Source organism: Aeribacillus sp. FSL k6-2211 (assembly GCF_037966125.1).
In the GTDB taxonomy this organism is placed as follows: domain Bacteria; phylum Bacillota; class Bacilli; order Bacillales; family Aeribacillaceae; genus Aeribacillus; species Aeribacillus composti.
The window spans coordinates 3,097,855-3,121,958 of the sequence record NZ_CP150190.1 but is presented as its reverse complement, the minus strand read 5'-3'; the positions used below and the strand labels follow the sequence as shown (position 1 = coordinate 3,121,958).

Here is a 24,104-nt window from a genome sequence, read left to right as displayed (position 1 = left end):
TTCTAATTTGTCTCACAAGGACATATTTTCATAATAGAATTTAACAACAAGAGAAGGGGGACAACACATGCTCTACCGCTTGCTTGCCTTAAATATCGACGGAACGCTCCTCCGTTCAAATGGACGCCTTCAGCATTCTACGAAGGATGCGATAGAATTTGTTCAAAAAAAGGATGTATATATTACTTTGGTGACGAACCGCCATTTTCAATCGGCAAAAAAAGTTGCAAAGGCGCTCAAAATAGACAGCCACTTAATTACTCATGGGGGAGCGTTCATCGGAAACCGTTTAGATGAACCTCTTTATGTGAAGCGAATTTCAGAAGAAAAAACATTTAATATTGTGCAAGTGCTCGAATATTTTAATTGTAATATTCGAATCATTCATGAGCGTTTTTCGATCGGCAACCGGAAAAAAATCTCTTCAAATCTTGTAAGCAAAATGCTATTGAATTCGTCAGATCCGCTTTTTTATCCAATTCAATTTGTAGAATCTCTTGCTGATGCGTTAATTGATGAGCCAGTAGCTGCCCCAAAAATTGATGTATATTTTGATACGAAGGAGGAATTGAAAGAGGCGGAAAAAACGATACTTGATTCTTTTTATGATGTAGATGTGATCGAGATTCATGACGGAAAAATTGAAATTGTTCCAAAGGGAATATCTAAACTGAATGGCTTGCAGGTACTTGGCAATCATTTAGGCATTAAGCTGGATGAAATGGTCGCAATCGGCGACGGCCTTGACGACTTGGATATGATCCAGCAGGCAGGTTTGGGGGTTGCGATGGGGAATGCTCCGTTTGAAGTAAAACGGGCAGCAGACTGGATCACGAGGTCGAATGATGAACAAGGCGTTTCATATATGGTAAAAGAGCATTTCCGAAAACAATACCCAATTAAATTTTTAAATAAAATTAAAAACAGATAAAAAACATCCGCTTCTTAGGATGTTTTTTTCGTATTGACTGAAAAAATCCCCTTTAGTACACTATAAGGAGTTTTATTCTATTCGACAAGGTGATCACATGCGCATTCAAATCAGCGGCATAAATGATGAACGTTTTATGCGGCCTCTTCAGTTAATATCTAATTTGTTTTTTGAAGAAGCCGAAATTTTTTTAAAACCTTCTGAACATGATATCGAAGCATTATTCAATTTCGAATTCAGACAAAGTGATTTTCGGTTGGCTTGCGAGCTAAAAGCAGAAGGAAAAACGTATGAAGCTTTTTTAGAAAAAAGCTTTACCGCAACAGATGAAAAAGAACAATTCAAACAAATGAAGCAGGCGGTATTGAATGTTTATGTAACAGCTCTTCAACAGTATACGGGAATTACGCAAAAATGGGGGATTTTAACAGGTGTCCGACCCACTAAGCTTTTTCATAAAAAGAAGCTTGAAGGAAGAAAAAATGAAGAAATTTATAAACAATTAAAAGAAGATTTGCTCGTATCAAATGAAAAAATTCGCATCATGGAACAAATTGTAGAAAAACAATTAACTGTTGTTCCTGATCTTTACAATTTGACAAAAGAAGTAAGCATTTATATCGGCATTCCTTTTTGCCCGACAAAATGTGCATATTGTACCTTTCCTGCCTATGCTATTGGTGGCAAGCAAGGAAAAGTTGATTCTTTTCTCGGCGGTCTGCATTATGAAATGAGAATGATCGGCGAATGGTTAAAAGAACGAGGCATCAATATTACGACCGTTTATTACGGCGGAGGGACACCGACAAGCATTACGGCAGAAGAAATGGATATGCTTTATGAAGAAATGTATACATCTTTTCCAAATGTTGATCGCATTCGGGAAATCACAGTAGAAGCCGGCAGGCCGGATACAATTACAAGAGAGAAGCTGAATGTTTTAAAAAAATGGAACATAGACAGAATCAGCATTAATCCTCAATCATATATACAGGAAACATTGAAAGCAATCGGAAGACATCATACAGTTGAGGAGACGATTGAAAAATTTCATTTAGCTAGGGAAATGGGCATCAACAACATCAACATGGATTTAATTATTGGACTGCCGGGGGAAGGGTTAAAAGAATTTGAGTTCACCCTTGAGGAGACAGCCAAATTGATGCCTGAATCATTGACTGTCCACACGCTTTCCTTTAAGCGGGCATCGGAAATGACAAAAAACAAAGAAAAATATAAAGTAGCTGAACGAAGCGAAGTAGAAAAAATGATGAATAAAGCGGTTGAATGGACAAAGGCAAATCATTATGAGCCTTATTATTTGTACCGGCAAAAAAATATTTTAGGAAATTTAGAAAATGTCGGATATTCCCGGAAGGGTTATGAGAGTATATACAATATAATCATCATGGAAGAAATGCAAACGATTATCGGATTAGGCTGCGGGGCATCAAGCAAATTGATCGACCCGGTTTCCCGGGACATCACTCATTTCGCCAATCCGAAAGATCCGAAATCGTATAACGATGGCTTTAAACATTATACAAACGAAAAAATCAAATTGCTAAACGCTCTTTATGGCGAAAATTGATAATTTTACGCTCCACATACGTATCGGGTCGTGTTGAAAGGAGGGCCCGATAGAAAACAAGAGCTTGGGAACGTCGAAAATGGAGAACGATTTCCGTATTTCCCTAAAAACACTTTAGAATAAATTTTAATAGATGAGATCGCGAGACTTAATCATAAAAGCGATTGCGCCATTAGCCTGCAACAAACGTAGCCGGCAGACTTCAGACAAAACATACAAAAGCAAGTAGAGAAATACGAGCTCTTTCTCTACTTGCTTTTATTTTTAGGACTTCTTGCACAGCCTCTGATAAATCTGTTTCATCATGTTAGCCATAATGATTTTTTAAATTAATGGGATGATATTGAAGGGGGCTCTGTGAACAAAATGGGAGATAATAAGATGTTTATCATAATTGGAATAGTCGGTCTTTTAGCTATTACTTTTTCAAATTTAGTTCTTAAATATGATGTCGTCGCGACCATTATTAGCATTGTTGTGATCGGGATTTTAGTAAGCTCCAGAACCAAAATCATCCTAATTTTTGGGAGTCAGTTTTGGAAAGAAAAATGCCCCCCACAAAATGCTGGGGACTAGGAAAAAACTGATTTTAGATGCCCACTACAATTTTTCCACACGGGTAAATGGCTAAAAAGCGTCATATCCATTTAGATATTTTAAATTAGCCTCATAAAATTTTGGGAGCAGGATGAATATAGCGGGCGGCTTATGCCGCGCAGTATTTTTGTTGTGAAAGACTTCCCCTGTCATTGTTTTGTGGACTGTCAATCCTGATAAGTTTTAGCGATGAAATAAAACAAGCCGGCCAGAAGAAGTAACTAAGCGATGCGCGGTATTTAAACATTGATGCTCCTTCAATATTTTTGAACCGATTTCTTTTGCCTCTTGTTCTGAATTTGCTTCAAACTTTTCATTTAAAAGCAGTTCTCCTTTGTTTGTAAACGCAGTTAAAAAATATGTCGGCATTTCAAACATCCTTTTTTAAAAAATATACTGTAGATGAGCAATTTTCATAACAATAATTACCATACCAAAAGAGACAAACAGGGTACCCCTTATGCCACATGGAGCTGTTTTTTGACAACATCAATGGGAATATCTTGCTTCGCTGCATGGTAAATGAACTCGACGAGACTATGCCCTTTCTTCGTTCGGAGAAGATCAAGCCCAGTAGAGAAATCCCGGTTGGACTCGACCATACTGTACACATAAGCGAGTTGCACCAAGATCCAATACCGTTTCACCGCCCGACGATGACGAACACGGTACCCATCGAGCTTCAGCTGGTCTTTCGCTTGTCGAAAAAAGCATTCGATCGACCAACGTTGGGCATAGTAGCGCAAGATCTCTTCATCGCTTAGCTCCCGGTCGGTGCTCAAGACGCAGTGAAGATGTTCGGGTGTCATCGGCTGATCGGCTTTCCAAGCCAACAACACAACGGCATCATCGAGACCTTTCAGCGATCCCTCGTAGCGATACACGCGATAACGCTCTTCTCCCACCGTGACGAGATGGGTGTCGTTCGGTTCGATATAGCGGGCAAACTGTTTGGCTTGGATGGCGATGCCTTTCGGATAGAGAATCCGGTTCGTTTTGAGCATCGCGATGACGTGAAATCCTTTTTTCAGACAGGCTTCCACGAGCGCTTGCGATGGATACCACGAATCCATCAGCACATAAACGGGACGGCGTACATCCAAAGAAGAAAGCATCTCGATCGCGAGTTCCCCCTTGCTTTTCCCAGCCGCCTTGTCGTAGAGGCGGAACGCAAAGGGAAAAGCCTGGGTCATCGTATGAACCATGAGCCAAACAAGAGAATGTCCCCAGATCGACTTTTTCTCTGTGTGAGAATAGTGCCAATCACACCCTTGAATGGCGTGCGTTGCCCGTGACGAAGGCTTGATTTTTTGGCAAATCGTATCATCGATCGAAACAAAAAGGGGTTGATTTTTCTGTTTGGCGATCCGTTCGACACGATGAAGCATCCATTGCTGGAGTTTGCCAAGCAGCGTCTCTTCATCCCAAGGGCTTTTCGTGAAAAAATGGCTGAGTGTCGTTCGATGATTGGGGTGAAAGCTCCAATGATGAAGATCGGTCAACGTTCCAGAAAAGCCTTTCGTGATCATCGCATCCACGATATGAACGAGATGCTTCATGACAGGTTTTGAAAAATAAAGTGCCAACCCCAACATCGTGAAAAACTTGTGGATTCCTTGATGATGTGCTAATCTATTCATGAGACATGAACCTCCTTGTGTGAATGGTTTGTTGGCACATCTATTCTAACCAAGGAATCGGGTTCATGTCTCCTTTTTTGTTTCGATGTAAATTTATGTTAGTGATTTTGCTCATCTACTGAAATATATTTCTTTTTCCTGAAAAAAAATCCTTTCAGCTTTTTTTAAAATTTTTTGGCAGGGGGCCCGGGTACCGGGATGTATTTTTTCACATTAAAATGATATAATATGGAAAAGCAAACGTACGTTCCGGAAACAAGTGGAAAGAGGGAGACTATGACTCGCCGCATAACATTTATACATACGGCAGATTTGCATTTAGATAGTCCGTTCACAGGGCTTGAGCATTTGCCGGAAAGCATCTTTAAAAGAATTCAAGAAAGTACTTTTACGGCATTTGAACGTGTAATTGAACTGGCGGCAAAAGAAAAAGTCGATTTTATACTGATCGCAGGAGATTTGTATGATGACGAAGATCGCAGTTTGAAAGCCCAGTTGAGATTAAAGAAACAGTTTGAACGGCTCAATGAAGAAGGCATCCAAGTTTTTATTATTTTTGGAAATCATGATCATACAGGAGGTAATTGGGTTCATATTCAATGGCCTGAAAACGTTCATATTTTTTCCGATCGTGATGTAGAATGTATACCGTTTGTCCGCGACGGAAAGGTTTTAGCCAACATTTACGGCTACAGCTATCCGACTCGTTCGGTTACAGAAAATATTGTCTATAAATTTCAAAAAAGAAACGAAGCGCCGCTTCATATCGGTCTTCTTCACGGCACCGCGTCAGGGACGGAAGGACATGAGCCGTATTGTCCTTTTACGATTCAAAATTTATTGGAAAAAGATTTTGATTATTGGGCTTTAGGACATATACATAAACGGCAAATTTTACATCATTCCGACCCTCCGATTATTTATCCGGGAAATATCCAAGGCCGCCATAAAAAAGAAACGGGAGAAAAGGGAGTGTATCTTGTAGAATTAGCAGAAGGCGGGAAAAGCTCGTACCGATTTGTGCCGGTATTTGACATACTTTGGAATGAAATCAAGCTCTCTGTAAATGAAATAGCTGCTGTTGGCGAGCTATATGATCATATTCGAGCGGTAAAGGAACAGCAGAGACGAAATGGCTCGGCTCTTTTGACAATTATGCTAGATGGAGCTTCATCATTGTTTTGGGATCTTATGGATCAGGATCATTTGGATGAGCTTGCGCAAATATTGAATGAAGAGGAAGAAGGAAAGAACGAATTCGTTTGGATTGTTTCCATTCAGCATCAAATCGTGCCGAGCGACGACTTTTTCTCCTCCTCTTACATTTCGAAAGATTTTGAACAAATTTTGGATCATTTTCATCAATTTGACGAAGCGATGGAGCCTTTGTATAAAAATCGTTTATTTCGGCGTTTCTTTCAATCTTTCACAGAAAATGAAAAAGAAGAATTGATAAAAGAAGCGAAAACAATGATTTATTATGAGCTGTTTAAGCAAGAATGGAAGCGGTCGTAAAAAAGGTGATAAGATGAAAATAAAAGAACTGCATATTTATGGCTACGGAAAATTTGCAGATAAAAAAATTTCATTTTCGGATCATGGCATACAAGTCATTTACGGTTTAAATGAAGCCGGAAAATCGACGCTGATGTCTTTTATCCATAGCATGCTGTTCGGATTTCCCGTTAAACAGCATCCGGATAAACGGTTCGAACCGAAAGCGGGCGGAAAATACGGCGGGGCATTAATCATCGAATGTGAAAATTTCGGAACAGTAAAAGTGGAGCGCGTAAAAGGGAGAGCCGCAGCGGGGGATGTAACTCTTTATTTCCAGGATGGACGGACAGGAGGGGATAAAGAGCTGGCTGAAATTTTAAAAGGAACCGACAGACCAACATATCAAGCGATTTTTTCCTTTGATTTATTCGGGCTGCAAAAAGTGTATGAGCTGAATCGTGAGAAGCTGGGAAAATATTTATTTTTAACAAGTGTATTCGGATCTGATCAGTTATATCGTTTAGAGGAGAAACTGCAGAGAGAGCAGGAGGATTTGTATAAACCGAACGGACGAAAACCGTTGCTGAACAGATCGTTAAATGAACTGAAGGAGGACTTTGCAGAACTGCAACATGCAAAAGAACAGCAGCGCGCTTACAATTTTTTGATCAAAGAAAGGGACAGCTTAGAGAAGCAGCTGAAGGACTGCCAGAACGAGAAGGTGATGCTGAAAACAGAACGGAAAAAAGTGGAAAAACAAATAGCAGTTCTTCCCCTTTTGGAAAGACGGAAAGAATGCTTGCAGCTGCTAAAAGATTTTCCTGACGGCATTCAATTCCCGGAGGACGGGTTTGTTCGGCTGGAAAAGCTTTCGGCAAGAAGAGACGAAGTTTTAGAACAGCTGGGAAGGGTGCAGGAAAAAGAAAAGGGGATCGAGGATTCCTTATCAGCCTTGAAGATCGACGGCCGTCCAGCTGACGAGACAATATTTGAGGAATTAAAAAGTCAATTTCCCCTCATCCAAAAACAATTAGAAGAACAAAAACTTTTCATTGTTCAACAACAAATGCTGGAAGGACAGATTCATGAGGAGCTCATCTATATTTTCGGCCATCAAGATGAAAATGCTATAAAAAAAATCGACACATCTGTTCGCATGAAGGAAAAAATAAAGGATGCTGCGAAGAAATATGAACAATTATTTCAAAGAAAAAAGCTTCTCGATGAACAATATGAGCGTGCCCAATATTCGCTGGAAGAATGTGAGCGCCGCATAAAAGAATACGAATCTTTTCTGCTTGATCCATCTGAAAGGGAAAGATTAATAGAGGAGCAGTCAGCCATAGAACAAGAAATGGCGCAAACGGCCGACAAACATTATTTAAAAGAGCAGATTGCCCAGTTAAAAGCAAAAATCAATGAAAGAGAAAAAAAGAATCGGGAAAAATTAAAAAAATGGAAAATTCTCACTGTATCTTTGCTATCTGTTTTTGCGTTTGCCATTGTTCTTTCGTTTGTTTATAAGAATTGGCTGTTTTTAACAGCGTTTCTTCCATTCATCATTGTTTTCTTTTTCTTCCGTCCACAGGATGATGAGCTGTTAAAGCATTTACAAAATGAGCATGAACAGCTTGTGAAAAAACTTGATAAACAAAATGATTCCCGAATCTTGGAAAGAACGTCGCGTTTGAAGCATATTAAGGAAATATTATGGAAGGATCAGCAAGTCCGCCAAAAAATTGAGATCGAGAAGATGAATTATAAAGGTAAAGAACAAGCTTATGAACGGATTCTTTCGTTATATGACGAATGGGAACATGAAAAGTATCAATTGCAACATTTAATTTTCCCGTTTTATGAACATTTTCATCTTCCGAAAGAAGCCGAAGGATCACAATTGCTTGAGCAGTTTGAACGCATCGCAAGCTGTCAAAAGCTGATAAGAGAAAAAAGAATGTTAGAGGAAAAAGTTCGTTTGTATGAAGAAAACTTAAATCAGTTTAGAAAAAAGTTTGATCCTTTGTGTGAATATTATAACATTCGTGCCGACTCAATTGAGAAACGCTATTCAGAACTGAGAAGAATAATGGAAGAAAATATAAAGAAACGATCGCAAAAAGAGGCATTGATGAAGCAGCTAAAAGAGGTTCAAGAGGAAAAAACAAAATTTCGTTTGACCTTTCAAAGCATTGAAAGAGAATTAGAGAAGCTGTTTCAGTCAGTCGGAGCAGCAAGCGAGGAAGAATATAGAAAAATAGGAATGCTCAAAAAAGAGAGAGAAAAAATCGAAACCGAATTAAACTGGATTGAAGGGCAGCTGCGAACGAAAGGATTATTGACATCAAGCGATATGAACGATTATCAAAATGAGAGGGCTTTGAAAGAGCGAGAAACATTTCTTGAGGAAAAAGAAGAAGAACTCGAAAAAATGGAGGATTCTATCCGGAAGAAATTAGCGGAAACAGAAATAGAGATTAGAAAAATAGAACTATCAGGTCTATATTCTGAGTTGAAATATTCGTTTGAAATGAAGCGTTCTGTAGCAAAAAAGCTTGCGAAAAAATGGGCGGCAATGGCAGTGGCAAGAGAGATGCTGAAACATACGACGAATTATGTTCGAAATGAAAAAATGCCGAAGTTGTTGCATAAAATGGAATATTTTTTCCGAATAGCAACGTCTGGGGAATACGAAAACATTTATCTGGCGGAGGGTTCGCCTTCTTTCTCAGTGAAAAGGAAAGACGGGCTTGTTTTTACGGCTGAAGAACTGAGTCAAGGAACAGCTGAACAACTGTACACGGCGATCCGGTTTGCGCTGGCAGAAAGCATGCAAAAGAGAATTCATCTTCCATTAATGATCGATGACAGCTTTGTGAATTTTGATCATTTGCGCATAAAAAATATTGTGAGTATCATGAGACAGCTGTCGGATCATCATCAAATGCTGCTGTTTACTTGCCATCAGCATATATTATCTTACTTTCAAGACGAAGAAATCATTTACTTATAAAATATATTTGTCAGACCGTCGCACATTTGGTTCGTATGCTATACTATAAGTTACGAGGCGGAAAGTGGAAGGAGAATACGATGGCTAAAGGAATTATTCATTACAATGTTGGGGAGCAGGTAGATCTTTTTTTGCTGATAAAATCAGTAACAAAAGGTATTGCAAGCAATGGAAAACCTTTTTTAACGTTAATTTTGCAAGACCGTTCCGGGGAAATTGAAGCAAAACTATGGGATGTGAGCAAAGAAGATGAAGAAAATTATCTGCCTCAACAGATTGTTAAAATATTTGGCGATATCCATCATTACAGGGGAAGAAATCAACTGAAAATCCGCAACATCCGATTGGCAGAGCCGCATGAAAATTTAAATGTACAGGATTTTGTAGAAAGAGCGCCATTATCTCAAGAAGAAATGGTTGAAAAAATTACGAAATACATATTTGAAATGAAAAATCCAAACATTCAACGGATAACAAGATTCTTGATGAACAAGCATCAAAGTGCTTTTCTCTTATATCCGGCGGCGACGAAAAACCATCATGAATATGTATCAGGCCTTGCCTATCATGTTGTTTCCATGCTTGATCTTGCCAAAGCGATTGCTGAGTTTTATCCGAGTTTAGACAAGGATTTATTATATGCCGGGGTCATACTTCATGATCTTGGCAAAGTAATTGAGCTGTCGGGCCCCATTTCCACTTCTTATACAGTTGAAGGGAATTTGCTTGGGCATATTTCCATCATGGTAAACGAAATTGGAGAAGCTGCGAAGGAACTTGGGATTTCCGGCGAAGAGGTCGTCATTTTGCAGCATATGGTATTGAGTCATCACGGGAAACCGGAATGGGGAAGTCCGAAAATGCCGATGGTTAAGGAAGCGGAAATTCTCCATCATATTGATAATATCGATGCTAAAATGAACATGCTGGACCGGGCGCTTGAACGAGTCAAGCCGGGAGAATTTACGGAACGGATTTTCGCTCTGGACAATCGCTCATTCTATAAACCGTCATTTCATCGATAGAGAATCATAATATAGAGCCCCTTGCATAAAATGAAATAAAAAAAGCTTGTCTATGCAAGGAGGAGATGGAATGACGTTTCTGCCGTGGTGGGTATATTTATGTATTGTTGGAATTATTTTTAGTGCATATATGGCATATAAAACAGCTAAAAAAGACAAAGAAATAGAAGAAATTTTTATTGAGCGGGAAGGAAATGTATATATCGAAAGAATGAAAAAAGAAAAAGAAAAGCGAGCGAAAGAAAAGATGACATCTGCAAATTAGAAACTAAATTGTGTCGGCTTTTCTACTATGCTTTCAATTTCATCTATCCGACCAGCGGGAGCGCGACGATTTTCGGAAAAACATCATCAAACATTCAAAAGACATCAGACAAAACGTGAGCCGCTTTAATCCGGATAAAAAGATCCATTGTCAACCCGGCAAAGCTGGTGCAGGTTGATAAAAAAACATTTATATACGCTCACATGTTTTGAATGCTAAAAAGGGGGGACGAAGCTTTGCTTTGAGTCCCCCTTTCTTCTATATGCCATATGTTAATTTTGGGTTTCAAACAAATCTTTTAGATCTTTGTCGTTTACTTTTACATCTGCGTTTTTAATTACTTTGTCAATAGCTTCCTGCATCAAAGACGGATCAGATATTTTCTGTTTTTTGACATCTTCTTTCAGGCTGTCTTTCATTTCTTCGAATGGTTTTACTGTCTGAGTGATTTTAATAATGTGGTACCCGTATTCTGTTTTAACAGGGTCGCTGATTTCTCCTTCTTTTAATTTAAATGCCACATTTTCAAATTCTTTCACCATCTGGTCTTTGCCAAACCATCCAAGATCTCCGCCGTTGGAGGCAGATCCGTCGATCGAATATTCTTTTGCTAAATCCTCAAATTTTTCGCCTTTATCAAGTTTTTCTTTTACTTCTTTCGCTGTTTTTTCATCTTCCACTAAAATGTGGCTGGCGCGTACTTTTCCTTTCAATGAATCATAATATTCTTTTAAATCTTTATCTGTAATTTTAATATTCGCTTCTGTTGCCTTCTTGCGGAGCAAGTCGACCTTCACGATTTGTCTCAAAACCTTGTCTCCGTATTGCTGAGCAATTAAATCGTATTGGGGGCCGTACTGCTGTTTCATTTTTTCGAGCTCTTCATCAATTTCTTTGTCGGAGACTTTAAATTTTTCGCTTAATACTTTTTCATGCACAAGTTCTTGTAAAACATCTTTACCAAAACGGTTTTTCAATGCTTCATAAAATTCGTCCTTCGTAATATCTCCGGCTTTTGTTTCAACGACCGCATCATTTGCACCGTTTGAACATGCATTCAAAGCGAATAAGCTGGCCGTTGCGACAACCGCTAATGCAAATTTTTTCATAATTTACAACTCCTACCTTTTTTTGTCTATCTAAAACAAATATACTCACATTTTGACATGAAACTATATGATTTGCAACTGTTTGTCCAAGCAATGGAAAAATCGTTTCGAATTTTGAATTTGGGTTAAGAAAATTCCAGTAAAAAGGACAAATGCCTATGCGAAAAAAAGAACAGTGCATACGATAACGTAAAGACACAAAAAGGGGGTGTCGTGATGAGCGGAGGATATGGTGGAGGCTTTGCGTTAATCGTTGTATTGTTCATCTTACTAATTATTGTTGGTGCTGCTTGGATCTATTAATGGTTTCAAAAAAGTCGGCAGAAGAGGTTTTCTGCCGGCTTTTTTAATGAAGTAAAAAAACTTTTAAGTAAAGGAAATTTCTATGTATGATGAAATTAGTAAAATGGTAATTAAGACATTAATGGTGCGGAATACGTTTGACTGTTTTTCTTCAGGGAGTTCACGAATGGAACAAAGAGCAGTTGTCAGTTTGTTTATATAAAATAGAATGAAGACGGCAAAAATGATAAAATATAATAGCATTTGAAATCCCCCCTTCCATTCATACCTATTACAATATCAAAATAATGACAAAAAAGATAGGGTTATGGGAAATTTTTGGGGAGTTTTCAGCCCCCATTATGAACCGAAGAAAGATGTGATGGAATGAAAGATTTAGAAAGAAGACTGGAAACTCTAGAATATTATATGTCTTTGTTTATGAAAATGATGAATATTGAAATGTATCCTTTCTACAAGCTCGTGATGGAAAAAGGGCTTATGAAGGAGGAAATAGAAGAGGTTTTTCGCATATGCGATGAATTAGCAAAGGAGCATAAGGAGCAAAAAGCGCAAGGATTTGTATATTTTGAAAATCTTCTTACGCTTTTTGCCGGACAGCTGACGCCAAAGCTGGATGTCAATGAAACGATCGATGCCCTTTATTTACAAGGGCTGTATACTGAATTAATGAAAGACTTAAAACGAACTATTGATTCACTGTAGTTTTTAAATAAGAATGTTCCTCCACATCTTTCTTTTTCTTGATTTTTCCGTCTTCAATGACAAAGTCATTTTCGATATTATTGAATGAGCGTTCAAAAATTGTCATGAAATCGTCTCCGTAAATGTTTCGGATAATTGCTGTAATTTCGATCATTTCAGGAAATTTTCCGTATAGATTTTGCAGCGGAAGTGCGCCTTTCAGAACGGTGTTTTTGGATGGATCATAATCTTCAAGAAGCTTAAGCAGCACTTCCTCTCCTTTTTCTGTTAATTGTATGTAAGTATTTCTTTTATCATTTTCTTTTTTGGAAAATTTTAAATAACCGCGTTCTTCTAACTTTTTCGAAAAGTTGAATGCCGTCGATACGTGCATGACCCCAAATTTTGCGATTTCTGAGATCGAGGCTCCTTTTAAATGATAGGCGATCCATAATATATGATGTTCATTGATGTTTAAATCATATGGTTTAATCCAGCGCTGCCAATCCTTTTCAATGGATTTCCAAAGCGCTTTGCTTAGCTGAGCGACACGCTGGCTGAACAGAAGTGCATCTTTTATCGTATAGCTGTCGAGCGATCTCTTCAATTTTTCCACCTACTTTGTATAATACTAACATTTTTAATATCTTCTATTATGCCAATAAAATAAAGATTTATAAAGATGTAATTTACGAAATTTTTAAATAAATAGTGAAACACTAAAAATAGTACACATAGAAGCGGTAATAAATTTTGCGAAGAATGATGAGAACGATCAAGATTTTCTATACTGTAACAATTTTTCATGATTATAAATTATAGCAAAAAAGAATTGACACCCTGCCAATTCTTTGACATGCTTAATATTTTTAATTGTAAAAGGCTTCCGCAAACTTGAAGCGTCAGTTTCTTTCTTTTTTGATTTGATCTTCTAGCTCTGTTAATTTATCTTTAATCTCTTTTACATGCAGCTCCAAATTTTTTTTATTCGGATCAATTTCCATCTGCCATGCTTGAATGGACCGATTGACATCTGCAGCGACTTCTTTAGCAATTTGCAAGCCTTCTTTCGCTGATTGTGCGATTTGCTTTTTTAACGATTTCCCATCAGATTTCAAGTCTCCAAATATGTTTTCAAGCTTATGCAAATTGCATCTGGTCTTTTTTAAAACATTGCCGTTCCTCGCTTGAGCCGTAATCAGTGCAGCTGCTCCGGCAACAACACCGCCGACGAAAAATCCATATAGAAAAGATTTGCCTTTTGACATTTTTACCACTCCTATAGTTCCTTGTTTTCAAAATCCGTCAATAAAAACATAGCCTTAGTTGAAGATGCATAAACTAAAAGTAAGGGAGGGAAATTATGGCGGGTGTTATTTTTTTATTTTTTATCATTAGCATGTTGTTTCTTGTAGGAGCTTTTTATAATTTGAAGTTAGCCAATTCTGCGAGTTCATATCCTCCAAAACATCTTCTGAAAAAGAGGGCGTCAGTTTTAGCGATTGGCGGATTAACGTCACTTTTAATAGCTTTTCTTCTTTATTATATACAATAATAAAACCCGATCATAGATCGGGTCAATCTGTTTTATTTATTTTCTGATAGAACGTTAGAACGTTTAAGAATGCTTTCAACAATGGGATAAATAATCACCATTGCAATTGTATTGATAACTGTTGCCGGCAATACAACCGCAAGGAACAATGCAGTAAATCCGGCGCCTCCTGGGAGACCTACAAGTAAGAGCGCTGCTAAAAGAAACACTGTGCCGGAAATTAATGTTCCTATGACTGTTAAAATTCCCGCCCTTGCTATTGCTTGTTTGAGTGGTTTTAAGGCTAGAAATAGAAAATATATTAAAAATGCCGTCAAAATTTTATCAATAATATTCGGAACGAGTCCGCCGGGAAAACTGGTTGTCAATCCGGATAATATGCCAGTTGCAATGCCCAGCAGACCGGCGTTTGTCATCCCAGGAAACAAGAAAATTCCTAAAAACATCATCAACAGCATCATATCCGGCTTCATCCCGTTAAATATGGGCGGCACAATCGCATGAAGAGCAACGCCGATGGCGACAAATAAAGATAAAATGACTAATTCTTTCGTTCTCATCTCTAAACTCTCCTCTTCTGTTCTCATCTTTAATAAACTTTCCACTATTATAGCGTATGATCGTTAAAGTTAGGATAGGCTTTTAATGTTTTTTTCTGAATTCTTTCATAAACTGGGCGAGCTTTTCACATGCTTCAATCGTTACCGCATTATAAATGGATGCACGGCAGCCACCGACAGAACGATGACCGGATAGACCTATTAATCGATTTTCTTTTGCCTCTTGAACAAACGCTTTTGTCAATTCATCAGACGGCAGCGTAAATGTTACGTTCATGAATGAGCGGCTTTCTTTTTCTGCATGTCCTTTGTAAAAGCCATCGCTTTCGTCTATAGCGTTATATAATATTTGAGCTTTTTGTTTGTTTCTGCGTTCAATTTCAGCTACTCCGCCTTGTTCTTTTACCCATTCCAACACTAGTGAAAGCATGTAAATGGCAAAGGTCGGTGGAGTGTTATATAAAGAGTTTTTGCTTGCATGTGTTTGATAGCTCAAAATAGTTGGTACATTTTTATTTGCTTTTTCAATTAGATCTTTTTTAATGATGACAACAGTGACTCCGGAAGGTCCTAGATTTTTTTGCGCCCCTGCGTAAATGAGATCGAACTGTTCGATATTCAGCTCTCTGCTCAAAATATCGCTGGACATATCCGCAATCAGCGGTGCATTCGTGCTTGGGAACTCATGCCATTGCGTCCCAAAAATTGTGTTGTTTGACGTAATATGCAAATACGCAGCATTTTGGAGCGAATTTGCCTCGAATTGTTTTGGGATGTGTGTGTAATTTGACTCTTTGCTTGATGCCAACACATTTGTTTCACCAAATTTTTTTGCTTCGCTTAACGCTTTTTCAGACCATGCTCCGCTTAAAATATAATAGGCGATATTTTCATTATTCAAAAAATTCATCGGGATCATGGCAAATTGCAGACTTGCCCCGCCTTGTAAAAATAACACATCATACGAATCAGGGATATTAAGCAATTCTTTCAATAAGCTTTTGGCATTATTGTGAACCTCATCATACGCCTGGCTCCGATGGCTCAGCTCCATGACGGACATGCCTGTATGATTGAAATTCAACAGCTCGCCTTGAGCTTTTTGTAATACTTCGACTGGTATAGCTGCTGGTCCTGCATTAAAATTGTATACTCGATCCACGATTCGTCCTCCTTTTAACACATTTATAAAAACATCCTATCATGAAAAAAGGAGAGGGGAAATAAAAAATTTTGTGTCGGTTAGAAAACAGTAAGGATCCTGTTGTTAGGATCCTTTAGCCGTTTATTTTTTATTGCAATCCGCCTTTTATTGTTTCAGCAAGCTGTGCAAGATCTTCTGGAGTATAATCATTTTGATGGGATTTCCATACTATGCCTAAACCATCTTCTTTTCCGTGTCGAGGAATTATGTGCATATGGTAATGAAACACTGTTTGACCGGCTTCTTCGCCATTGTTATTGATTAAATTTAATCCTTTTGGATTCAATTGTTTTTTTACCGCCTTTGCAACCTTCGTAACAGCTTCAAAAAAGTTTCTTGAGATGTCAGGTGTGAGCTCGAAAACGTTTTCTTTATGTACTTTTGGGATGACGAGTGTATGTCCTTTCGTTACCTGCATAATATCCATAAAAGCTAAAACGTGTTCATCCTCGTATACTTTTGCACAAGGAATTTCTCCGTTAATAATTTTACAAAAAATGCAATCGCTCATAATGACACTCCCCGCAATTTTTTTCTTTATTTTACCACGTGTTGAAAATGAAAGAAAACATAAAAAGGAACGAACATAAGTCCGTTCCTTTGAAGAGGGGTTTCAATGCACATGTTAAAAAAGCGATTTAAAAGTGTCTTTCGTCAACACCCCATTTTCAAATAATGAATGGTATTCCTTTTTGACACTTTAAACTTTTGTTAGAACACGACATGAAAAAATTTTAATGACAAACATCTGTTTAAGTGTGTTGTCACCCTCTTCAGTCAATAGCATACCCACTAATTTATTTTTTATGTTGTGTAAAATAAAAAAATTGAGCGTTTTTTGATGATAAATATCAAAAGGCGTTTAACGCCTCGGGAAAAAAATTGGCGACATAAGCAAAAAGCGTTAAGTCCAAAAAACCGCTCGCTCTTAAAAAAACAATCCGGCGCCGTAAGAGAAATTTGGCTTTGTGAAATGTTTTTAGCATTCGCAGCCATCTGCCAAAACAGGTTGCTTGGAAAATGAACGCTTTTCCTCACGGTCCAAATGAAAAAGAGCTTCCTGTTGAAAATAAATTAGGACGCTTCCTTAAATGTCATAAAGTTTATTCAAACCGTCCATGAAAAACGATAAAAAACAGATGTCCAAGAAGGTTCTTCCGTTCCGATCCATTCCTTTATCGTGCCAAAAACTTTCCCGAAAAGTACATATAAACAAAAATATATGCAAATAACGCATTGACTGCCAGCTGGACGCCGACAAATAAAATATTCGTTTGCGTTAATAAAACAATGGTAAGAACGGCTAGCTCAATGAAAAGAATGGTAAAAAGAAGGCGTAAAAAGCTTTTTTTCTTTACATTTTGTGGAACTGGATATAAGTCAGCGATAAAAAGAGCATCATAATGCTTGTATAAGCTCGTTAATTGAATTCCGGTTAGGAAGAGAACAGCTGCCGGCAAAATGATGCAAGATACAAGTGACAAAGGCAAAAAGATGCTGACAATAACGCCGATCATCAATAAGCGGATAAACAATCCGAAATAATCTCCTGAACGAATGAAGGATCTGGAAAACATATATAAAAATACATTTGATTGCTTGTAAGGGATGAAAGACAAAATCCAGTCCATCCATTTCCGTCTTTTTGCTTCAGCCTTCAGTTTCGGCACATCAGTAAACATATTGGCCAATCTATAAAATGATTGCAATTTGCGATTTTCCTGCAAAATTAAAAATTCCCACTGCAGCGTTTTGTTCCTCGTTATCTTGAAGAAATAAATGGTTACCAATGCCATCATGCCGTAAATAAACAGGGACAGCATGCTTTCCTTAACAGCCAAATAAATTACCGTGAAATTGACAGCATATCGGACAAACTTATCCATTATCTGGGATAACCGCTCTGGAAAATGCGTCATTTTCCATTGAATCCACAAATTCCAATATTTAATAACCGTAAGCTGGAAGATAAGGAATAAATAGTTGATGCCTTCACCTTCACCGCTTTGAAAATATAAAGGTGCAAGAATGATTAGGCATACGATCATTTGGACAGTCTGAAGGATATAGCTGTATATAAAAGCACGCTGAAAATAATGGTTTAATCCTTTTTCCATAGGCAGTAAAAAGATGATGTCAGGTTCTTTTAACAACGTGCGTACTTGCGAAAAAGTTACCGTTAATGCTAACAAGAGTGCCATTAAGAATGCTGATGGAAAATGAGGTGGGAGTTGATCAAGCCATTGCTGATACGCATAGGCTCCTCCGCCTAATAAAAACATAATCACTAAAAGCAGATGATCGTTCAGCATATAACGCAAGTATGTTTGTGTTTCTTTTATATGTGCTGCCAAACGGGCAGGCCAAATATCATTGATTGATCTCATCGTCTTGCTCCTTTGTCAGCCGAATATAAAGATCGTCCAATGTTGCACCAGGCATATTGAATTGCTCCTGCAGCTCAAGTTTAGTTCCTTGAGCCCGGACGGTTCCGTTGTGCAAAATCACAAAAGTGTCACAAAACCGTTCTGCATTTGCTAAAATGTGGGTTGACATTAAAATGCCAGCACCTTGTTTTTTCGCCTGATTCATGAGATCAAGCAGGGCGTGAATGGCTAACGGATCCAGCCCGACAAACGGTTCATCAATTATGTAAAGGGATGGCTGAACTAAAAAAGCGCACATAATCATGACCTTTTGTTTCATCCCTTTAGAAAAATGTGCCGGAAACCATTTCAACTGCTTTTCCATTCGAAATGTTTTTAAAAGAGGATCGAGCCGCTCGTTAAATGTCTCTTCACTGATCCCGTGCGCCATAGCCATCAATTGCAAATGCTCAAATAACGTCATTTCTTCGTATAAAATAGGGGTTTCAGGAACAAAACTAAATTGCTTTCGATATTGCACCGGATCTTCCTGAAATGTTTTGCCGTTAATTTTAATAGTCCCGTCACTTGGCTCCATCAAACCGATGATATGCTTGATCGTTGTGCTTTTCCCCGCACCGTTTAATCCAATTAAACCGACCATTTCATTTTCGTTTACAGTGAATGAAACATTTTTTAAAACAGACTTATTTGTGTACCCGCCGGTAATCTGATCTACTGATAATAAAGTCATATTTTCCGCCTCTCCCCTTTATTTTTTTAAAATTAAATGAGGCTTGATGTATTTAGCCGTTTCAACGATTTTTGCATGTTTTGATCCATTCTTCTCTCTTTCCATTTTAAATCATTCCTTCTCATCTTTTACAATATAATATTTCTTTACTCGGGGTGGAGAAGGAAAAATGAGTTTATCGCTCATCCCTAAAGCTTTTTTAAAGTGGTTAGCAAAAGCTTCGTTTTGATCCCATTTGTTAAAATCTTGTTCTGTCTCCCATAAAGTGAAAATGATATAAGTGTTTTTGAAAAGAGGGCGGAGAACTCTTAAGGCAACAAAGCCCGAATGGCTTTCAATGAATCGAGATAGCTCTTTAAATTGCTGTTCAAATAGAGGTTTTCCTTCATCTGTAACAGATATATAGGTAAACACGGCAAACCCTTCATCGCTGCAGATGCTTCCTCTTTTATCAATAATTTCATATTTTTTGGGTTCTTTAAAAATTGTTGTTCCTTTTGTTTCATGCATAAGGACGGCGCTTTCACCGTCATGCATGAATAACATGCATTCTGCTAGATTATTTTTTTTGATTTTGCTTAAATATTCAATAGTGCCGAAAGCTATATAAACATTCATAACAGTCACCTCGCACGAAAATCACTTGACAATTTGCGAAAAAAGTTAAACATGTTACATACTGTATCCAAAATTATACAATACTAATTATGGGAGTTAAACAGAGGTGAAAACATTGTTGAAAAAAATAAAGATGATCTCGGGAATCGTTTTATCTGCTGCTGTGTTAAGTATTATCGCATACTTTGCCATGATTTGGATAGGCGCTATCGTTGTGGATGAAAAAAAGCTTGTTTTGCATTCTGCGACCTCTTTGATCGATCAAGAAGGACGGCCCATTACGAAATTATATTTAGAAAACAGAGAGATCATCGATATTGATAAAGTTCCGAAGCATGTACAAAATGCTTTCATCGCTGTTGAAGATAAAAGGTTTTATGAGCATCACGGCATTGATTTTCGGGCAATTTCAAGGGCGCTGTTCAAGGACATTGCTGCTTTCAAAAAAGTAGAGGGCGGCAGTACAATCACCCAACAGCTCGCCAAAAATGTTTTTTTAACAAACGATAAAACGGTTTTGAGAAAAATGACAGAAGCTATCATTGCCATTTATCTTGAACAGAAATATAGCAAAAGAAAAATTTTAGAGATGTATTTGAATCAAATCTATTTTGGACATGGCGTATACGGCATCCAGTCTGCATCAAAATTTTTTTTCAATAAAGATGCCTCTGAACTGACTATTGAAGAAGGGGCGCTGCTAGCCGGCCTGCCGAAGGCTCCAGCAGCCTATTCTCCGATTTTGCACCCAGAAAAAAGCTTAGAAAGAAGAAATGCGATATTAACCTTAATGGAGCGCGAAAACTATATTTCTCCGGAGCAAGCTGTCAGAAGCCAGGGGAAAACATTAGGTCTGAATATTCATAAAACGGAAGATAAGCCTTGGCTGTCCGCCTATATTGACATGGTATTTGAGGAAGCGGAAAATAAGTATCATCTTTCAAATGAAGAACTCCTAAAAGGCGGATATAAAATTACCGTTCCGATCAATATCGATGTTCAGGAAAAAGCATTCAAAGTTTTTAAAGAAAAGGCTTATTTTCAAGGTACGAAAGATGATGCTCAAGGCGCTTTTATTTTATTAGATAATAAAACAGGCGGTGTGCTTGCTGCGATCGGCGGGCGAAATTATGTTTCCAAAGGATTTAATCGATTGACAGCGAAGCGCCAGCCGGGGTCAACGTTTAAGCCGATAGCTGTATATGCTCCGGCAATGGAGGAAGGACTTTTTCAGCCTTATTCTCTTCTAAAAGATGAGAAATTGGATTATAAAGGATACTCTCCAAGCAATTACGATGGACGTTATGATGGACATGTAACCATGTTTGATGCGCTCATTCATTCAAAAAATGCTCCTTCTGTATGGGTGCTCGATAAGCTTGGAATCGATAAAAGCAAAGAGTATTTAGAGAAAAACGGGATTTATATTGAGGATAAAGGACTGGCGATTGCTTTAGGAGGACTAAAGTACGGCGTGTCGCCGTTTGATTTGGCAAATGCATACAGAACTTTTGCCAATAATGGTCAATACAGCAAGCCGTATTTCATACAAAAAATTGTGAATGCCAACGGCGATGTAGTGGCAGAAGTAAAAAAACAAAAATATCAAGTTTTTTCTCCGCAAACCTCGTGGAATATGACGAGGATGCTGGAGCAGGTTGTTAAAGAAGGAACTGCCAAAGCGGGACAATATGAAGGAGCTTTAGCTGGAAAAACGGGTACGACATCATTTCCTGGAAAAAAGGGCGCCGTGATGGATGCATGGTTTGTCGGATATACTCCTGACGTGACGGGGGCAGTGTGGATCGGATATGACCAGACAGATGAAGAACATTTTTTAAAGGGTGGGAGCGATTATCCAACGAAAATGTTTAAAAATATTTTAAGCGGTTTGAAATTTGAGGAAAAAACATCCTTTACGATTCCGAAAAAAGTGAAAGATTTAGAAAAACCAATCAGGCTTTCACGAATCCCTTCGCTTTCCGCCACATATCAATTTCACGCACTTCAATTATTTAAAGTGACATTAAAATGGCCTGCCCAAGATGATGACCGGGTCGTATACCGAATTTATGAACGAAGCGGAGAAAGCAAGAAATTGGTCGGATCTGTAAAGGGAAAAGGAGAATATGAAATACCGTATATTAACATTTTTTCAGAGCATTTTTATCAAGTTGTCCCTTATAATCCGCAAACCCATCAGGAAGGGGAAGGTACTGATTTTGTCAGCCCGCGCTGGGAATAACAAAATGCTGGAAAGATCTTTCGTCGATTTTATGACATTTCCCTTATATTCCTATACAATCGGGCACGGGAAGAGGTATAGTTTAAAAAGAGTATTAGAAAGGAATCGTTTTTAAAGGGGGATTTACATGGATAGGAAGAAAAGCTTTAATGATACTTTTTTAAAAGCGTGCAGAGGCGAAGCGACGGACTATGTTCCTGTTTGGTATATGAGACAAGCCGGGAGATCCCAGCCTGAATACCGGGCGTTAAAAGAAAAATACAGCTTATTTGAAATTACTCATCAACCAGAGCTTTGTGCATATGTCACTAGACTTCCTGTCGAGCAGTACGGGGTTGATGCCGCAATTTTATATAAAGATATTATGACGCCGCTGCCTGCCATTGGAGTTCAAGTTGAAATTAAAGCGGGAACAGGGCCTGTTATTGAAAATCCGATCAGGTCGCTGGAGGATGTAAAAAAACTTGGTGAAATTCATCCTGAGGAAGATGTTCCATATGTTTTAGATACGATTAAGCTTTTAGTCAATGAGCAACTGAACGTTCCGTTGATTGGATTTGCCGGAGCACCATTCACACTTGCCAGCTACATGATTGAGGGAGGCCCTTCCAAAAATTATAACAAAACAAAGGCATTCATGTATGCTGAACCAGAAGCTTGGTTTCTTTTAATGGAAAAGCTTGCCGATATGACCATTGCTTACGTGAAAGCGCAAATTGACGCAGGGGTTAAAGCGGTGCAAATTTTTGATTCATGGGTCGGAGCATTAAATGCTTCTGATTATCGATATTATATTAAGCCGGTGATGAACCGCATCTTTTCGGAATTAAAGGAAAAAGAGGCGCCGCTTATTATGTTTGGAGTGGGTGCAGGACATTTAGTAGAAGAATGGAATGATTTGCCTTTAGACGTGATCGGTTTAGATTGGCGTCTGTCGATTTCTGCTGCCAGAGAAATGGGGATTTCCAAAACATTGCAGGGAAATCTTGATCCGGCAGTTTTGCTTGCGCCGTGGGATTTTGTAAAAGAACGGGTAGAGGCTATTTTAGATGAAGGAATGAAACAGCCAGGTTTTATTTTTAATCTTGGACATGGCGTCTTTCCACAAGTAAAACCGGAAACATTAAAAAAATTAACGGAATTTATTCATGATTATACGCAAAAATAGATCGAAATAAATGATCAACTTGAATTTTGGAGGTGCACGTAATGTCGAAGAAAAAAATGGGTTTGTTAGTGATGGCATATGGTACACCATATAAAGAAGAGGATATTGAACGCTATTACACCCACATTCGCCATGGAAGAAAGCCTGATCCAGAAAGTCTGGAAGATTTAAAAGAACGATATAAGGCGATTGGAGGCATTTCTCCTCTTGCTAAAATAACAGAAGAACAAGCGAAAGGCTTAGAAAAGCATTTAAATCACATTCAAAATGAAATAGAATTCCATATGTATTTAGGATTAAAACATATTGAGCCGTTTATTGAAGATGCAGTTGAACAAATGAATAAAGATGGAATCACTGAGGCGGTCAGCATCGTTTTAGCTCCGCACTATTCGACCTTCAGCATTAAGTCGTACAACGGCAGGGCAAAGGAAATTGCCAAAAAACTCGGAGGGCCTTCCATCACGTCTATCGAAAGCTGGTATAAAGAACCGAAATTTATTGAATATTGGGCTAAACAAATAAAAGAAACGTACGCGAAAATGACTGAAGAAGAACGGGAAAAAGCTGTATTAATTGTTTCAGCACACAGTCTGCCGGAAAAAATTGTTCAATTAGGGGATCCTTACCCAGATCAATTACAAGAAACAGCTGAATTAATTGCAAAAGAAGCCGGAGTGCAGCATTTTGCTGTTGGCTGGCAAAGTGAAGGCAATACTCCGGAGCCGTGGCTCGGACCAGATGTTCAAGATTTAACAAGAGATCTGTTTGAACAAAAAGGATACCGGACGTTTGTTTATGCTCCAGTAGGTTTTGTGGCTGATCACTTGGAAGTTCTATACGATAACGATGTCGAGTGCAAGGCAGTAACAGACGAGCTTGGAGCAGCTTATTATCGTCCAGAAATGCCGAATGCAAAACCTGAATTCATCGATTGTTTAGCTACAGTCGTGTTAAAACACTTAGGAATGTCAAAATAAGA

At 38.3% G+C, this 24,104-nt stretch carries 24 protein-coding genes; 12 read left to right on the top strand and 12 right to left on the bottom strand.

The window, feature by feature from the left end; genetic code table 11:
* The first annotated feature begins 67 nt into the window (after positions 1-67).
* The 3 genes from NSU19_RS15050 to NSU19_RS15040 all read left to right on the top strand — a co-directional run bounded on the left by NSU19_RS15050 (position 68) and on the right by NSU19_RS15040 (position 3,098).
* Positions 68-931, top strand: a complete 864-nt coding sequence (locus NSU19_RS15050; protein ID WP_094244621.1) for a Cof-type HAD-IIB family hydrolase — start codon at positions 68-70, stop codon at positions 929-931.
* A 97-nt stretch (positions 932-1,028) separates the two neighbouring features.
* A complete protein-coding gene (locus NSU19_RS15045) occupies positions 1,029-2,522 on the top strand; it encodes a coproporphyrinogen III oxidase (RefSeq protein ID WP_339197157.1) in 1,494 nt (497 codons plus the stop codon).
* A 381-nt stretch (positions 2,523-2,903) separates the two neighbouring features.
* A complete protein-coding gene (locus NSU19_RS15040) occupies positions 2,904-3,098 on the top strand; it encodes a hypothetical protein (protein WP_133309138.1) in 195 nt (64 codons plus the stop codon).
* Between the two features lie 204 nt (positions 3,099-3,302).
* On the opposite strand, the gene NSU19_RS15035 is transcribed toward NSU19_RS15040, so the two are convergent.
* A complete protein-coding gene (locus NSU19_RS15035; RefSeq protein WP_339193242.1) occupies positions 3,303-3,488 on the bottom strand; it encodes a YhzD family protein in 186 nt (61 codons plus the stop codon).
* 89 nt (positions 3,489-3,577) lie between these two features.
* The gene (locus NSU19_RS15030) at positions 3,578-4,759 is read right to left on the bottom strand and encodes an IS701 family transposase (RefSeq protein ID WP_339197155.1); all 1,182 of its coding nucleotides are present in this window, start codon (positions 4,757-4,759) and stop codon (positions 3,578-3,580) included.
* A 276-nt stretch (positions 4,760-5,035) separates the two neighbouring features.
* Between NSU19_RS15030 and NSU19_RS15025 the strand changes: the two genes are divergently transcribed.
* The 4 genes from NSU19_RS15025 (at position 5,036) to NSU19_RS15010 (ending at position 10,556) form a co-directional block, all read left to right on the top strand.
* Positions 5,036-6,274 (top strand): DNA repair exonuclease, encoded by a 1,239-nt coding sequence (locus NSU19_RS15025; RefSeq protein WP_339197153.1) that lies wholly within the window; start codon positions 5,036-5,038, stop codon positions 6,272-6,274.
* Positions 6,275-6,287: 13 nt separating this feature from the next.
* On the top strand, positions 6,288-9,266 hold the full coding sequence (locus NSU19_RS15020; protein ID WP_339197151.1) for an AAA family ATPase: 2,979 nt from the start codon (positions 6,288-6,290) through the stop codon (positions 9,264-9,266).
* An 80-nt stretch (positions 9,267-9,346) separates the two neighbouring features.
* Positions 9,347-10,291, top strand: coding sequence for a 3'-5' exoribonuclease YhaM (yhaM, locus tag NSU19_RS15015; protein WP_339197149.1), 945 nt, complete (start codon positions 9,347-9,349; stop codon positions 10,289-10,291).
* A gap of 70 nt (positions 10,292-10,361) precedes the next feature.
* A complete protein-coding gene (locus NSU19_RS15010) occupies positions 10,362-10,556 on the top strand; it encodes a sporulation YhaL family protein (protein ID WP_063387307.1) in 195 nt (64 codons plus the stop codon).
* A 272-nt stretch (positions 10,557-10,828) separates the two neighbouring features.
* Here the strand turns inward: NSU19_RS15010 and NSU19_RS15005 are convergent, their stop codons facing one another.
* Entirely contained in the window at positions 10,829-11,665 is an 837-nt protein-coding gene (locus tag NSU19_RS15005; protein ID WP_339197146.1) for a peptidylprolyl isomerase, read from the bottom strand.
* A 216-nt stretch (positions 11,666-11,881) separates the two neighbouring features.
* On the opposite strand from NSU19_RS15005, the gene NSU19_RS15000 reads away from it, so the two are divergent.
* Entirely contained in the window at positions 11,882-11,968 is an 87-nt protein-coding gene (locus tag NSU19_RS15000) for a YjcZ family sporulation protein (RefSeq protein WP_063387309.1), read from the top strand.
* A gap of 63 nt (positions 11,969-12,031) precedes the next feature.
* Here NSU19_RS15000 and NSU19_RS14995 read toward each other — a convergent pair whose 3' ends face one another.
* Complete coding sequence (locus tag NSU19_RS14995; protein WP_066248923.1) at positions 12,032-12,211, bottom strand: hypothetical protein; 180 nt, start codon at positions 12,209-12,211, stop codon at positions 12,032-12,034.
* A 123-nt stretch (positions 12,212-12,334) separates the two neighbouring features.
* On the opposite strand from NSU19_RS14995, the gene NSU19_RS14990 reads away from it, so the two are divergent.
* Positions 12,335-12,673, top strand: a complete 339-nt coding sequence (locus NSU19_RS14990; protein ID WP_063387310.1) for a DUF1878 family protein — start codon at positions 12,335-12,337, stop codon at positions 12,671-12,673.
* On the opposite strand, the gene NSU19_RS14985 is transcribed toward NSU19_RS14990, so the two are convergent.
* The 8 genes from NSU19_RS14985 to NSU19_RS14950 form a co-directional block, all read right to left on the bottom strand.
* Positions 12,657-13,259, bottom strand: a complete 603-nt coding sequence (locus NSU19_RS14985; RefSeq protein ID WP_066248920.1) for an HTH-type transcriptional regulator Hpr — start codon at positions 13,257-13,259, stop codon at positions 12,657-12,659. The genes NSU19_RS14990 and NSU19_RS14985 overlap by 17 nt on opposite strands.
* A gap of 295 nt (positions 13,260-13,554) precedes the next feature.
* Positions 13,555-13,920: a hypothetical protein gene (locus NSU19_RS14980; RefSeq protein ID WP_063387312.1), complete on the bottom strand. Its 366-nt coding sequence runs from the start codon at positions 13,918-13,920 to the stop codon at positions 13,555-13,557.
* A gap of 319 nt (positions 13,921-14,239) precedes the next feature.
* Positions 14,240-14,767 (bottom strand): tryptophan transporter, encoded by a 528-nt coding sequence (locus NSU19_RS14975; protein ID WP_063387314.1) that lies wholly within the window; start codon positions 14,765-14,767, stop codon positions 14,240-14,242.
* 82 nt (positions 14,768-14,849) lie between these two features.
* Positions 14,850-15,929 carry a 3-phosphoserine/phosphohydroxythreonine transaminase gene (gene serC, locus NSU19_RS14970; RefSeq protein ID WP_063387315.1) on the bottom strand — a complete coding sequence of 360 codons (1,080 nt, stop codon included), beginning with the start codon at positions 15,927-15,929 and terminating at the stop codon, positions 14,850-14,852.
* A gap of 130 nt (positions 15,930-16,059) precedes the next feature.
* Entirely contained in the window at positions 16,060-16,482 is a 423-nt protein-coding gene (locus tag NSU19_RS14965; protein ID WP_063387316.1) for an HIT family protein, read from the bottom strand.
* A 664-nt stretch (positions 16,483-17,146) separates the two neighbouring features.
* Positions 17,147-18,358 (bottom strand): ABC transporter permease, encoded by a 1,212-nt coding sequence (locus tag NSU19_RS14960; protein WP_066248913.1) that lies wholly within the window; start codon positions 18,356-18,358, stop codon positions 17,147-17,149.
* Positions 18,342-19,091 (bottom strand): ABC transporter ATP-binding protein, encoded by a 750-nt coding sequence (locus NSU19_RS14955; protein ID WP_339197144.1) that lies wholly within the window; start codon positions 19,089-19,091, stop codon positions 18,342-18,344. Before NSU19_RS14955 ends, NSU19_RS14960 begins: the two co-directional genes overlap by 17 nt.
* A 111-nt stretch (positions 19,092-19,202) precedes the next feature.
* Positions 19,203-19,709, bottom strand: a complete 507-nt coding sequence (locus NSU19_RS14950; RefSeq protein ID WP_339197141.1) for an antibiotic biosynthesis monooxygenase — start codon at positions 19,707-19,709, stop codon at positions 19,203-19,205.
* A gap of 133 nt (positions 19,710-19,842) precedes the next feature.
* Between NSU19_RS14950 and NSU19_RS14945 the strand changes: the two genes are divergently transcribed.
* The 3 genes from NSU19_RS14945 (at position 19,843) to hemH (ending at position 24,102) form a co-directional block, all read left to right on the top strand.
* Positions 19,843-21,954, top strand: coding sequence for a PBP1A family penicillin-binding protein (locus NSU19_RS14945; RefSeq protein ID WP_144597138.1), 2,112 nt, complete (start codon positions 19,843-19,845; stop codon positions 21,952-21,954).
* 127 nt (positions 21,955-22,081) lie between these two features.
* Positions 22,082-23,122: a uroporphyrinogen decarboxylase gene (gene hemE / locus NSU19_RS14940; RefSeq protein WP_339197138.1), complete on the top strand. Its 1,041-nt coding sequence runs from the start codon at positions 22,082-22,084 to the stop codon at positions 23,120-23,122.
* Between the two features lie 41 nt (positions 23,123-23,163).
* Complete coding sequence (gene hemH, locus NSU19_RS14935) at positions 23,164-24,102, top strand: ferrochelatase (protein ID WP_063387321.1); 939 nt, start codon at positions 23,164-23,166, stop codon at positions 24,100-24,102.
* Positions 24,103-24,104: the final 2 nt, after the last annotated feature.